Annotated in this window: 12 protein-coding genes and 2 pseudogenes; 9 read left to right on the plus strand and 5 right to left on the minus strand. The window is 57.9% G+C overall.

Annotation, left to right across the window (positions count from 1 at the left end; genetic code table 11):
* The first annotated feature begins 108 nt into the window (after window positions 1-108).
* Complete coding sequence (locus AAE029_RS08475; protein ID WP_371072380.1) at window positions 109-471, plus strand: hypothetical protein; 363 nt, start codon at window positions 109-111, stop codon at window positions 469-471.
* A 369-nt stretch (window positions 472-840) separates the two neighbouring features.
* Window positions 841-1,365 (plus strand): hypothetical protein, encoded by a 525-nt coding sequence (locus AAE029_RS08480; RefSeq protein WP_371072381.1) that lies wholly within the window; start codon window positions 841-843, stop codon window positions 1,363-1,365.
* An 82-nt stretch (window positions 1,366-1,447) separates the two neighbouring features.
* On the opposite strand, the gene AAE029_RS08485 is transcribed toward AAE029_RS08480, so the two are convergent.
* Window positions 1,448-2,884 carry an MFS transporter gene (locus AAE029_RS08485; RefSeq protein WP_371072382.1) on the minus strand — a complete coding sequence of 479 codons (1,437 nt, stop codon included), beginning with the start codon at window positions 2,882-2,884 and terminating at the stop codon, window positions 1,448-1,450.
* A gap of 104 nt (window positions 2,885-2,988) precedes the next feature.
* Between AAE029_RS08485 and AAE029_RS08490 the strand changes: the two genes are divergently transcribed.
* From AAE029_RS08490 to AAE029_RS08510, 5 genes and pseudogenes are all read left to right on the plus strand, one after another.
* Entirely contained in the window at window positions 2,989-3,585 is a 597-nt protein-coding gene (locus tag AAE029_RS08490; protein WP_371072383.1) for a TetR/AcrR family transcriptional regulator, read from the plus strand.
* A 50-nt stretch (window positions 3,586-3,635) separates the two neighbouring features.
* Window positions 3,636-3,953: an ArsR/SmtB family transcription factor gene (locus tag AAE029_RS08495; protein ID WP_371072384.1), complete on the plus strand. Its 318-nt coding sequence runs from the start codon at window positions 3,636-3,638 to the stop codon at window positions 3,951-3,953.
* A gap of 1,148 nt (window positions 3,954-5,101) precedes the next feature.
* Window positions 5,102-5,406 (plus strand): annotated as a pseudogene (locus tag AAE029_RS08500) (hypothetical protein).
* A 610-nt stretch (window positions 5,407-6,016) separates the two neighbouring features.
* Entirely contained in the window at window positions 6,017-7,621 is a 1,605-nt protein-coding gene (locus tag AAE029_RS08505; RefSeq protein ID WP_371072385.1) for an endonuclease/exonuclease/phosphatase family protein, read from the plus strand.
* A 282-nt stretch (window positions 7,622-7,903) separates the two neighbouring features.
* Complete coding sequence (locus AAE029_RS08510) at window positions 7,904-8,107, plus strand: cold-shock protein (RefSeq protein WP_371072386.1); 204 nt, start codon at window positions 7,904-7,906, stop codon at window positions 8,105-8,107.
* A 122-nt stretch (window positions 8,108-8,229) separates the two neighbouring features.
* Here the strand turns inward: AAE029_RS08510 and AAE029_RS08515 are convergent, their stop codons facing one another.
* Genes AAE029_RS08515 through AAE029_RS08525 form a run of 3 tightly spaced genes read right to left on the minus strand, consistent with a single transcriptional unit; the run spans window position 8,230 to window position 9,805 of the window.
* Window positions 8,230-8,460, minus strand: a complete 231-nt coding sequence (locus AAE029_RS08515; RefSeq protein ID WP_371072387.1) for a hypothetical protein — start codon at window positions 8,458-8,460, stop codon at window positions 8,230-8,232.
* Between the two features lie 4 nt (window positions 8,461-8,464).
* Window positions 8,465-9,175 carry a hypothetical protein gene (locus tag AAE029_RS08520; protein WP_371072388.1) on the minus strand — a complete coding sequence of 237 codons (711 nt, stop codon included), beginning with the start codon at window positions 9,173-9,175 and terminating at the stop codon, window positions 8,465-8,467.
* 57 nt (window positions 9,176-9,232) lie between these two features.
* Window positions 9,233-9,805 carry a toxin-activating lysine-acyltransferase gene (locus tag AAE029_RS08525; RefSeq protein ID WP_371072389.1) on the minus strand — a complete coding sequence of 191 codons (573 nt, stop codon included), beginning with the start codon at window positions 9,803-9,805 and terminating at the stop codon, window positions 9,233-9,235.
* 741 nt (window positions 9,806-10,546) lie between these two features.
* On the opposite strand from AAE029_RS08525, the gene AAE029_RS08530 reads away from it, so the two are divergent.
* Window positions 10,547-10,900, plus strand: coding sequence for a hypothetical protein (locus AAE029_RS08530; RefSeq protein ID WP_371072390.1), 354 nt, complete (start codon window positions 10,547-10,549; stop codon window positions 10,898-10,900).
* A gap of 556 nt (window positions 10,901-11,456) precedes the next feature.
* Here the strand turns inward: AAE029_RS08530 and AAE029_RS08535 are convergent.
* Window positions 11,457-11,549: pseudogene (locus AAE029_RS08535) on the minus strand (LysR family transcriptional regulator); the annotation flags it as partial.
* A gap of 137 nt (window positions 11,550-11,686) precedes the next feature.
* Between AAE029_RS08535 and AAE029_RS08540 the strand changes: the two are divergent.
* Window positions 11,687-12,031: a Rap1a/Tai family immunity protein gene (locus AAE029_RS08540; RefSeq protein WP_371072391.1), complete on the plus strand. Its 345-nt coding sequence runs from the start codon at window positions 11,687-11,689 to the stop codon at window positions 12,029-12,031.
* Window positions 12,032-12,091: the final 60 nt, after the last annotated feature.

The following is a 12,091-nucleotide window of genomic DNA, read 5'->3' on the forward strand; positions in this document are numbered from 1 at the left end:
GCCTCGGGGCTCCTCGTTCATGTGAGAGTCCGCGCGCCCCTTGTTTGCGATCGCAGCGGCGGAACGATCTCGCAACATGGTCGTTCCGATGAAAAAAGGAGGCTGACGATGGCAAAGAACAAGATGCCGAAGAAATTCGCAGGATACAAAGTCCCGAAGTCGATCCGACAATCGCCGGTGGTCAAGGCTTTGCTTTCGAGTGACATCGGAAGAAATGTCCTTGCCAATGCCCTTACGGCGGGAGCTGGCGCGGCTGCAGCCGTTTTAATCGGCGACCGCGATGAGATTGCCGATGCGGCAAAAAAGGGTACGAAAAAGAGCGTTCGAGCAATGACCATCGTCAGCGATGCTTTGTCTCGCGGTGCCGAGGCGGCATTTGCCGTCGTCAAAGACTCGGCACATGACGCGTTGCCAAAGAAACTTCGAAAGGGTTATCCCGATCGCCCTTCCCGCGCCGGCGCGGTTCACTAGTACCCGCGACGCCGGCACCTCGTCAGGAGCAAGAACAGCTCCTGGAAGGCAGGGTTCCTGGTAACAACGCTCGCGACAAACGCTCGCCTCTTGAGCGCGCCGTCATTGCCGCCGGTTTAAAGATGGCCAGCCGCTTGTTGCGCAAGCACCCACTGATTGCGGCCGAGCTTCTGGCCACTGGCTTGAGTGAAGGCGGGAAGGTTGGAGTGACGGAGATCCAGGATATGCTGCAAAGCCGCAGGCAACGAAGACACGCTACTTCAAATGCTTGATTGAATTTCTAAATCTTTACGGATTTTGTTGCCGAATAGTTGAAAGTCCATGTGCGATGCCTCCGCATAAATGCAAGAGCCGAGGCCGAGTCGCCGAATGATTCGGCGTAAAGGCTCGCTGGCGCTCACGCCATTGTCACATCAGAAGGCCGGTTCGTTGCAAGAATTTCATCGCCCTCGAAGCCAGACAGTAAAGGGGCTGGTCAATTTGGTCATCATGGCGGCGTTCGCTGTTTGGAATATCCGGGACGGTTTGGAAGGATCCACATCCTGGCTGATCATCGGATGCATCTTCGCCCTATGGGCCGTGTTCATCGCTCTCAACTTGATACGCCGCCGGATTCCTGTAATCGTGAATGAAACAGGCTTGGTGGTAAACCGGATCATCCGATCGCCGGTCCAAATTCAATGGCCACAGATGGAAGCGGCCAAGCTTCCTGAGACCGCCTCTCCGGTCCTCATCGGGTGGCGCGCATCGCCGGGCGCCAAGCTTCAATACACCGGCGTGTCGCAGCGGGTGCTCGGTGAGGTCGGCGCCAAAGCACTTCGTAGCTCCATACTCGCTGCTCGCCCGGACCTCGACGGCGAGCGTCTGGATGAGCAACACGAGGGGAGTGCGTAACCCCAGCGAGATTGGCACTCCCCGTCGGCGGTCGATCATCGGTGATAAATCCCGCCGCCGTCGCATCGCTGCCCGTCTCCTGTCATTCGGTGGCATCCTTGACCTTGGCCGGGAGGGCAAAGGCCGCGAGAAGGCTGACGAGGATGCCGGCGGCGGCGAGCCAAAAGGCGAGTTGCGTGCCTTCGGAGACGGCGCTGTGAAGTGCATGGCCCTCCAATCCGCCCACATGGCGGTTGGCGACGGCGATCAAGACGGCGAGGCCGATGGAGTTTCCGACACTGAGCGTCGTGGATGCCATGCCCGACGCCACGCCCTGCTCGTCGTGATGCACGCCGGAGGCGGCCGCGATCCACATGCCGGTCCAGACGATGCCTTGGCCGATGCCCGATAAGATCAGGCCCGGCACGATGGCGAGATAGGTGCTGTCCGCATGGGAGCCGGGGATGAGCAACACAGTGCCGACCGCGCCCCCCACCATGCCGACAATCAGGGTCGTGCGCGTGGAGAACCGCGTCGCCAGCCGCTCGCCCGTCTGCGTGCCGACTGCGATGGCGATGGAGGGCACGAGGAAGGCCCATCCGGTCTGGAGCGCGGTCAAGCCCTGCACATTCTGGAACAGCACGGTCAGGAAGTAAGGCAGCGCGCCGAAAGTGCCCATGTAGAGGAAGGTGATCGTCATGCCCGCGACGAGGCTGCGATTGCTGAACAGGCGCAGCGGCATCAGTGGATCGGCGCTGCGCGCCTCTATCATCGCGAAGGCGACAAGGAAGGCCACCGACAGGATCAGTGCCCCGATAACGCTGGACGAACTCCAGCCAACCTCCGGTCCCTCGACCAGCGCGAATACCAGCAGTGTCGCGCCGGCCGTCGCGGTCAGCGCGCCCGGCAGGTCGAAGCTGCGATGCTCCTGTCGCTTCGAGTCGCGCGGTACGACGAAGAACGCTGCGATGATAGCGATGCCGGCCAGCACGACGTTGACGTAGAACACGGCGGGCCAGCCCCAGACGGCGGTCAGGAAGCCGCCCGCCAGCGCGCCGATGCTGAGGCCGCTTGCCCCCGCGCCGCCCCATACGGCCAGCGCCCGGTTACGCTCCGCCCCCTCCGCGAACAAGCGGTTGATGAGCGAGAGCGTGGCCGGGAACAGGAAAGCCGCCCCGATGCCCTGCACGGCGCGCGCTGCGACAATGATTATCGGCGACCATGCCAGCCCGCCAGCCAGCGACGACAGCGCATAGAGCCAGAGGGCGACGATGAACATGCGCCGCTGGCCGATCAGATCAGACGCCCGGCCACCCAGCAGCAGGAACCCGCCGCAGAACACCATGTAGGCGCTGACAACCCATTGTAGGGTTTGTCCCGAAAAGCCAATCCCTGCGCCGATCTCCGGCAGCGAAACGAAGACGATGTTGATGTCCAGCGAATAGATGAGCTGGGCGAATGCGAGCAGCGCGAGCGCCGCGCCCCGTTGCGCGCCAATGCCTGATGCCGGCGCTGCGTCGGCATGATCCGATGCGGTCATATCTAACTCCATGGTGACGATTCTTTGTCGATCACCAAAGAATATGACCTTGCATCGCGCGGTCAAGCGAATTATTTGTTGGTCACTCAAGAATGGAGGTAGCGATGGCGGGACGCCCGCGTGAGTTTGACCGGGATGCGGCATTGGCCAAGGCGCGCGATGCGTTCTGGTCGCGCGGCTATGAAGGCGTCTCGATGTCCGATCTGGTGGAGACTCTGGGGATTGCCTCGGCGCGTATCTATGCCGCCTTCGGATCGAAGGAAAAGCTGTTTCAGGAAGCGGTGGCGCTCTACGATGAAGGCGAAGGCGGCTTCGCCACGCGGGCGCTGGTGGAGGAACCGACAGCTGTCCGTGCCATTGAACGCAGTCTACGCGACGCCGTTGAAACCTATACTCGCCAAGGCCGCCCACACGGCTGCATGGTCGTATCGGCAGCGACCAATTGCTCGGCTGAGAATGCCAATGTGCAAGAATTCCTGGCCGACTATCGCCGTCGCCGCACCGCCTCTCTTGTTCGGCGTCTGGAACGCGCCGTAGTGGAAGGCGAGTTGCTGCCGGAGACGGACGCGCAGGCGCTCGGTGAGTACTATGCTGCCGTCCTGCACGGGCTTTCCGTGCAGGCGCGCGATCGCGTTTCTCGGAGGCGACTGCTGGCGATCATCCCAACCGCTATGCTGGCAATCCAGACCGCAAAGGCGTGAACCCGTCGCGTTGATGGTCCCGCTGCACAATTCGGCTAAGGTGGTTCATCATGCTCACTGTAGGAGTATTTGCGGGAGCCTTAGTCACCCATCTCGACCTTCATCGGTGCCTTATTTTTTGGCTCGATCCAGTTCGCCTGCGCTTGTTGGCGCGGCTGGTCGATTCCGGTCAGGAGAACTGTTCCAGCATCGGTGAGGGTATCAAGGTGCATAAGTCCACGATGTCCCATCACTACCGCGTGCTTCGCGAGGCGGGCATCACACGGACCATTGTGGAAGGCCGCTCTCGATATGTCAGTCTCCGGCGCGACGATCTCAATCGCCGGTTTCCTGGCCTGCGGGATGCAATTCTGACCCAAGTGCGCTGACGAATAGACCCTCCCATTGCTCGCCAGGTCGAGCAGGGTTCGGAGCGCCGCGCCTTGATTGAACGGCGACCACACGGCGGAGAACGGAATCGACTCCGGCTCGTCCGCAAACGGCAGGAAGACGACACCCAATGTTTGCATCAGCGACGTGGCCGCGGCGACGAGAGTGATGCCGAAGTCCTGTCCGACCATTGGCAGCAGCGTGGCGCGTTCCGCGACCGGCTCGACAACGTGGCGTCCGGCCTTCGTTGGTCGAACGACGCGTGCGTGGCGCTCGATCGAATGACAGCAGCCAATACCGGAGCCTGCTTCAGGCTACAGAGGCGCTCATTCGCCCAGATAATCTGGCTAAGCCGCCCGACGTGCCGTCGAGGGGGAGCGTCAGGCCGGTCACCGTGACGATGATCATTGAGATGATCTTGGCGACCGGCCCCCGCACCGCCTCCAAGATGGAGCTGAGCGGCGCCGCCGGACCCTGTTATATCCTCTTGCTTTCGTCTCGTTCAGCCTTGCGCCACCGCTTCGCCAAGCGCCGCGTTCGTAAAGGCCGCGCCGCCTACGGCTTTACTCTAATCTGCAATTTAACATCTGCGGGCCGGCCTTCGGCCGCGCGTTCGAATGTCGCTCCATCCGGAGAGACGGTCATCGATCGCAAGAAATGCACCGCGTGAGGCAAGTGCCGGGGTCATGACTTGCCCCATCATCCTGACATCGGCCATGGGCACGCCGACTGTCAGCTACAAGAGCCATCGTTTTCCACGATCGATCGTCGCTCATTGCGGTCTGGCTTTATTTCGGGCTTCCACTTGTGTGGTCGAATTTCTAGAACTTGCTGAGATATTGCGCTTCGATGCATATGAGGTGTTAGGTCAGTTGGCCAAAATCAAACTCCGGTGATAATAAGCGGCCCAATCTTTCATTTTCTTTCAGACTTTGTCGCCTTGAACGGCATCGGGCCGGCGGCCATCTTGATGATCCGCTTCGATAGTCAATGAAAGCCGAGGTTTACTAGCTGTCACGCCGTTGAATTGCTGGGTCAACCATCGTGGATCGGTAATCAATAGGGATTGCTTGTGCAAAGTTTGAGAGTTGACCGCTTTCGATGGCGAGGCGACATTCGCAACCCGTAGCAAGGCAGGAGGAAAACGATGGACGAGCCAGACCGGTGGCGCCATATGGCAAGCGCGCCGAAAGACGGTAGTCGGATCCTAGTCACGATCCGCCCGTCCGAACAGGGCCCAGCAGAGGTTGACCTCGTTTATTGGTCGAATGGCGATCAGTTGCGGGAGAAGGCTGGCGCGCGTCTGATTCCTCGCCCGGGCAGATCATCGAATATGCCGAACCGGAATTGAAGTGTTGGATGCCGATGCCCTCGGCCAACCTTAGTCGCACCTCAATGCCCTCTCCTTGGGAAGGCGACGACGACCAGCACCTCGACGGGTCAGGGATTTAAAAACTCGCGCCGAATAAAAATAGTTCCTGCCTCCGCGAAGAGGTCTAGATTGTCGTCCGCCACTGCACTGACCAATCGGCTCTCAAACCACTTTGCAGGCCGGTACGGCGACCTATTCCATGCTGTGCGCACTACTCCGCGCTGCATGGTAATGCTTCCAATCCAAGCTCAGATGCAGAAAGGTCGGCGAGAACTGAGTACCAGTCGCCCATCAAAGGTGGTTCAGCTGCGCCTTGAGGGCAACAAACCGCCACCTCAATGGTCTCTAAGCTGTTTCCGCGGTGAGCCGCCAATCGAGCGCTATTCAAAATGACGCTAGCGGTCGAACGGTTTTCGGCGGCCAAATTTAACATCCCGTTTCGGCTAATTGGAGCGCGTGAAATTTGCGGCTCGCCGGTGCGAGGAATTTGACGTGCAATAGCTGATCGCACTCGCAGGAATTGCGCGAGCGTGGTAGCTTTTCGATCATTCACGGGAGGGCGGCATCATGAGAATTCCAGAGTTGTTGATAGTGACACTGATTGTTTTGCCATCTGTGGCGATGGCATCTCAATCGACCACAATCCCTCAAATCCAGGGTCCGGGTCATTCTTCGCCGCTTGACGGCAAAATGGTTCGCTTTGAGGGCGTTGTCACCCAACTGCGGGACGGGAGCTTCTATGTACAGGACCCGGTTGGCGACGGCGACGACATGACCTCGGACGGCATCCTCGTCAGGCGCAAACCTGCCGGGCTATCAGTCGGCGACATGGTCAGGATCGAGGGAATTGTCGAGGAACAGCAAGGCAAATTCGTCGAATTTAGCCAGACAACCATCAAGGACCTTGTCTACAAGAAGATCGGACAAGGGGTTCTCCCCAATCCCGTTATCATCGGCGGCGGGCGGCTGCCTCCAACAGAAGCTGTCGTCTCGACGTCCAGAGGATTCGATGCCAGCCGATCGGGAGCGGATTTCTTTGAGACGCTGGAAGGCATGATGGTCGAGGTCAAGTCGCCGATCGTCGTTGGCCCCATGAAAGGGGATGCCTTTTACGTAGTCGCCGATCAGGGTAAGAACGCGACTGGTATGAATTCGCTTGGAGGCATCACCGCGACACCCGGTGACGCCAACCCTGAGCGTATTCGCGTCAAAATCGACAAGCCCCTACTGCCTGTGAACTTTCAAGTCAGCCTTGGCGACACTTTCACATCTCTCAAGGGAGCCGTCACCACCGATGGCGGCGCCTACGGAATCCAGCTTTCCGAACCATCGGGATACGTGCCTAAAGCCTGGACGTGGACATCCGTAGCCTCACCGCCGGCGTCGGATGTTCTTACCATCGCCAGCTACAACGTGGAAAATCTCGATACCCGTTTGGAAGACGTGACAATGGTCCCATCCAAGGATGATATCGACGACGATGTGGGCGACGGCAAGTTCGCAGCAATAGCAAAGCACATCGTCGGACTCCTTGGCTCGCCTGACATCGTGGCACTGCAGGAGGTCCAGGATGACGATGGAGGCGAGTATAGCGACGCTGTCGGCGGGGATAAAACTCTCCAGGCGCTCATCGATGCGATCGTCATGGAAGGCGGGCCCAGGTACAAGACGATCTCACTCGATCCCATCGACGACGCCGAAGGAGGCCAGCCCGGCGCCAACATCCGCGTCGCATTCCTCTACAACTCCGACCGGGTGGCAACTGATCCGGCCAACGCACGTCGGATTGAGGACGCTTCCTTCGAACGCACACGCCTTCCACTTGCTGTGCCGTTCATTTTCACGGGTAGGCAGGTGATGGTGATCAATGTCCACTTTTCGTCGAAAGGCGGGAGCGATCCTCTCTACGGCAAGAACCAACCGCCGAAGGACGCGACGGTCGCGGCGCGAACCGAACAGGCTCGGGCGGTCAGAGCGTTCGTACGAAAACTACCGGCCGACGCGAACCGCTCGGTGCTTGTCATGGGCGACTTCAACACGCTTTGGTATGAGGAACCGATGCTTCTCCTGACGGGCGGCGATCCGGCAATGTCGAACCTCGCTATGACTGAGCCGCCAGAAGAGCGGATCAGTTATGTCTTCGACGGTAACTCCCAGTCTCTCGATCAGGTCGTGGCGTTGCTTGGATCAAATCAGTCGGCCGTTCTGACCACCGTACACGTGAATTCTGTTATGCCGGAATCGAAACAGACAAGCGACCACGATCCGAAATACGTGAAGCTGAAGGTTCGTTGATTGGTTGGGAGTCGGCTTTTGCAAAATGAAATTCGTCGACTACCGGCACCGGTGACGACAATACCGTCTGAGTGAAGTTTGGTCACGACATCAATTCGTGCTCTTGAGCGGATTCGAACCCCCGGCCTGTAGTCCAAGCTCGGGTTCAAGAGATACTCGTTTCTTCTTACCGAGGCTTCAAATATCCAATGACACAGAAGGGCTTGCGGCCGTTGATCGGAAAGTATTCACGCTATAGGGTCGGCGCGCGAGTCATCAATGCGGAAGCGAAGAGGAACTATCATGCCTACGGGTACTGTTAAATTTTTCAACGACGACAAGGGGTTTGGCTTCATCACGCCTGAGAATGGGGGAACGGACGTCTTCGTTCATGTGTCTGCCTTGCAGCGCGGCGGCTCGCTTAGAGAAGGCGATAAGGTTAGCTACGAGGTGGGCCAAGATCGCAAGACTGGTAAGTCGAAGGCGGAAAACGTGTCCGTACTCTGATCGCTGGACGAGCGCTTTTAGCCTGGGTCTGAGTTCGAGCAGGCTAAACCTTTTCCGAGGTTAACGAAACTCAGTGAAATTCCGGCTCCTCACCTTGAGCGTGGCGATGTGCGGATCTGCAGTTATGACCAAACTGCTGAGACCAAATTCGTCGGCAGCAGAATCTTAGTGATCACATAAAAACCTGCGGAAATGTCCAGTCTCTCGTTAGCATCATCGACAAGAATTGAAGAGTCTGCACCGATGACCGCGTCGCCAATCTTGTCGCCAGAGACTGCCAAACCAAAACTATAGCCTCGGTTATATGCATCCATAGAAAGAAGTGCCATCATGAGGTCGGATGAAATGGTCATTGCATTATTCTCCGGTCAGAAAATCATTTCGCTGTAGCTGAAAGGCAAAAGGACGATCTCCGAAAGGTCCGGCGTCCCTCAATGCCGCTTTGAATTTGGTGGCCCAAGTCTTGAAGAACGAATGACCAAGAACCTTCTCGACCATTCCTCGGGTCACCGGCTCGTCGGTGATGGAAATGGTAACGGATTTGAGGCCATAGCCTGGGCCGAAGGTCGCTTCGAGATTGGATGGATCGACCTGTCGTGCGCTCGCAGGGTCAGAGACGTTCGTAAAGGTTACAAAGATAGGAAACAGGGAACTAGGAAGCTCCCGCGTCTCACGCAACTTTTCGAGGGTATCATAGGCCGCTATCGACTGTTGTCTGCTACGCGGCCCATTCGTCGGCTTAAAGAAAGTCTTGGTAGCAGTTTCGTGACTGTAGCCTTTCAGGAGTGCAAACAAGTATTTGTCGTGCTCAACGTCCAGGACCACTGCTTCGCCGGATAGGCTGCTGGTCCCCGAACCGGCAAAGTCTCCGACGCCCCACCAACGTGGTGAGAGGGATACTTCCACCAAACTTACCGCGCTACCTGCCCGTTCGCCCTCAGGAGTTTCCACAACGATTGTGAGCTTCTGGTGCCATTGCCATGAGTGGAACCCGAGAACATCGCATCCCGCTAGAACAGCGGGAAGCAGGGAAGTCATCAGAAGGACCGCAAGATGCCGTATCGACATGCGTGTCTCGCGCAGGGTTGAGCTGATTTCTGAAATATTATGCCGGAAACCGGGCAATCAGTTGATGATCGTACCCAGCTCGCCGACGGCCACATCCGATTGTCCGGATTTGGAGGTGAGTTTCGTGAGGACTTCGCGATCAACCAGCTGGGCGACCATAGGGTGGATTTTCAGCGTGTCGCGCTTGACGACCTGATGGAAGTTCGAAAGCACCATCGTCGCAAGATCGCGAGTCGGCGCGATGACATCGAGCAGCCAGACGATCTCACCGCTCTTCCATTCATCGGGCTTCAGCCGAACCGGGAACCCACCTGCTTTCACTTGTTCGGCAATCTTGGCATCGACCGCCTCGGATACGCTTGCCCAGATCGCAATCGCCGGAGGTTCGATTCCCGTGGCCGCTTTCGGCATCGCGATGGCGATGCGGTCATTGATCAGGGGATCAATCACCAGATGGGAGAGATCCGAAAGCATCTGGCTGCGATACCGAGGAACCGAGCTCATCGCCAGGACAACCTGGCCGAAGGTCGACTGGAGCACCGCCTTGGCTCCCGCGAGCTTCTTCCTCGCCTCCTCGGTCATCTGACTATTGGTTGGAATTGCAGGCGCTTGTGTCGCCGCGTTGTCCATATCCCCGCCCCCGGTGCCGCAATGGCCGAAATTGTAATCGCCGATAGGTTGCGAATACGCTGCATCCGCAGCGGCAAACAGCACATTATTGGTTGTAATTTCAATTGCAAGTAAATTTTGCTGTCATAATGCTCTTATTAAGAGCTTGTTCAAAAGCTCAAGTTTGCTTCAGACAAGCGCCGCCCTTTCCGGCCCCGCCAGCTGTCGTCGCAAGATAGCGGCGATTGAGCTCCGCCCATTTCTCGGCCATAAGATGTCCGAAGCCTGCAAGGTCTTCCGCAACCATGAGAGACCCGCCACACGAAAGGCATCCACGCCAGCCGCCGACATCTTGCCTTGCCGGTCGAGGAACCTTCGCCGCGATGGCTGAGCATATGTTTCATCCCACGCAACGCCCATTTCGTTCCACGCGCCAAAAGCGTCCACCGCAGTGCCCTCTGAGTTTCACTGAAATTGTGAGGCTGCCAACCTGCCCGTCTTAGCCGCTTGATCGTGTCTTCAAACTTCACTGCTGGTCGTTCATTGAAAACGAGCGTTATCTCGACACGGCAGGATTTGGCCGTTGATCACGTTGCAGGCCACCACGACCGAGGCAGCCGGCGAAGGAGCTTATATAACAAAATGGGATAGTCTCACGCTCTGGCGTCAATCGCGCTGAAGAATGTATGGCATTTTAATGCACCGTTTAATGCTTGAAGAGCGAGTTGCGTCTAACCTCATCGTCTCGTTTAGGAGCGCATAGTGATCAGACTCATTGGAATTTCCCTCGCGTTCGCCACTGTCGCGTTCTTCTTGACTGAAAGCGTCCGATCGTACTGGGGCTTAACGACGATTTTCCGTGACATTGATAAGGGTGCTTGGTTCACACTTGGCATGCTCGTGGCCGGTATCTTCGTCCAGACCGTATTCGGCCTGATTGTCGGCCTGGTCATGATTGTTGTTTCGCCCTCTCAACATAAGCGCAGGCGGGCCATTATCGCATCGGCGGTCACAACCGTTGTCGTAACATCGTTGATGCTGTGTGGAGCACATGGCCGTCGCGTCGATGACACACACCTGAGCGTCGGCTCGACCAGTTTAAGAAGGTCGTTATGACCCAGCACCTACGATGTTGTCCGTCCCGGGTGCCTCGCGAGCGTGTGCGGAAGCTCCCCTTCTGCAGGCTGCTCGTCAGATGCTTCGGGTCGATGTTATCGTGCAGGATACCAAACGGAACCGCTTGCCGGGGGCAGTCGGTCCCGGTTTCCGCCCTTCGGGCGGCGCTATGCTAAACCTCCTGCGGCTGCCCTTTTTAACCGGTCAAGCGGTGCGCGAACTGGCTGCGGCAGCTACGCTGCCTTCGCCTGGTACGCTCATTGTTTGTTGGGAAGCCGGCTCTGTTCCAAGAATACTATGATTCTTGCAGATAAGCCTCACTTACACGGTCGCTCGACCTTGTGTGTATTCACACATGCAAAACGAAATGCGCGAAGACGATCGTTAGCTTCGCCGGTTCGACGCCTCGAAAGCGCAAAGCGGCAAGGCGCCTGTCGCCGGATCGTTCGGGATTGCCAACGTTCCACGAGCAGTCTGGGCTCTCTGGACGTCAGTCGAGCGCCGTCGCCCACGCGGCCGCCAGCGACCGTGCGATGTCGATGATGTCGTCGCTGTGCTACGGCGGATTCTCCTTATTCCGGGCACCTCCGAGAGCGATCATTAACTCCACTCCCCTCACCTTCTTGAGTTCGAGGCAGCGGTTCGGCAGCTCGCGCCCGTTTCGGCGCCGTCCGCTGGTGATTATCCATCTTGCCGAGGGCCGCGAGATCGGTCAGATGCTTCTTCGTGAAAGATTCGCGCGCAAGTAGCGACTGAAGAAACGAACGACTGGTGTAAGGGCAGGGAATGAAAAAGCTTGTGAGCGCAGTCGCACTGATATGGCTATATGCTCAGCCGACATTGGCGTATTTCGTGTCCGGCAATGACATCTACCAGCTTTGCGAGAGCCAGGAACCGGGCGATGGATCCAGTGCGATGTATTATATTTGGGGCGTTTATGACTCCGAGAAGATGCAACTCGCACTGGGAACGGCGACGAAGAAGTATCAGATCTGCCTGAGCCCTGAGGTGACCGCAGCGGAACTTTATGACGTCGTTTGCAAGTGGCTTGGTGCGAACCCGAAGTATCGCAACGAGCCCGCGAGCATCCTGCTGCGCGGCGCCATGGTCAAGGCGTGGCCTTGCCGCTGAAGTTTTTGCGCCGGTCGCAAGGCGTGGAAGCCTCGCGGCCCTTCCAATGTTACTGCGAAG

Origin of the sequence: Sinorhizobium sp. CB7, from assembly GCF_041357635.1 — a bacterium.
GTDB lineage: Bacteria > Pseudomonadota > Alphaproteobacteria > Rhizobiales > Rhizobiaceae > Rhizobium.

What these genes read in the sequence shown, in the direction of transcription:
- AAE029_RS08520 (WP_371072388.1), bottom strand. Translation starts at nt 9,175, where the DNA reads ATGTCGATACGGCATCTTGCGGTCCTTCTGATGACTTCCCTGCTTCCC.
- AAE029_RS08475 (WP_371072380.1), top strand. Translation starts at nt 109, where the DNA reads ATGGCAAAGAACAAGATGCCGAAGAAATTCGCAGGATACAAAGTCCCG.
- AAE029_RS08525 (WP_371072389.1), bottom strand. Translation starts at nt 9,805, where the DNA reads ATGGACAACGCGGCGACACAAGCGCCTGCAATTCCAACCAATAGTCAG.
- AAE029_RS08485 (WP_371072382.1), bottom strand. Translation starts at nt 2,884, where the DNA reads ATGACCGCATCGGATCATGCCGACGCAGCGCCGGCATCAGGCATTGGC.
- AAE029_RS08480 (WP_371072381.1), top strand. Translation starts at nt 841, where the DNA reads ATGATTCGGCGTAAAGGCTCGCTGGCGCTCACGCCATTGTCACATCAG.
- AAE029_RS08510 (WP_371072386.1), top strand. Translation starts at nt 7,904, where the DNA reads ATGCCTACGGGTACTGTTAAATTTTTCAACGACGACAAGGGGTTTGGC.
- AAE029_RS08515 (WP_371072387.1), bottom strand. Translation starts at nt 8,460, where the DNA reads ATGACCATTTCATCCGACCTCATGATGGCACTTCTTTCTATGGATGCA.
- AAE029_RS08495 (WP_371072384.1), top strand. Translation starts at nt 3,636, where the DNA reads ATGCTCACTGTAGGAGTATTTGCGGGAGCCTTAGTCACCCATCTCGAC.
- AAE029_RS08540 (WP_371072391.1), top strand. Translation starts at nt 11,687, where the DNA reads ATGAAAAAGCTTGTGAGCGCAGTCGCACTGATATGGCTATATGCTCAG.
- AAE029_RS08505 (WP_371072385.1), top strand. Translation starts at nt 6,017, where the DNA reads ATGGTTCGCTTTGAGGGCGTTGTCACCCAACTGCGGGACGGGAGCTTC.
- AAE029_RS08490 (WP_371072383.1), top strand. Translation starts at nt 2,989, where the DNA reads ATGGCGGGACGCCCGCGTGAGTTTGACCGGGATGCGGCATTGGCCAAG.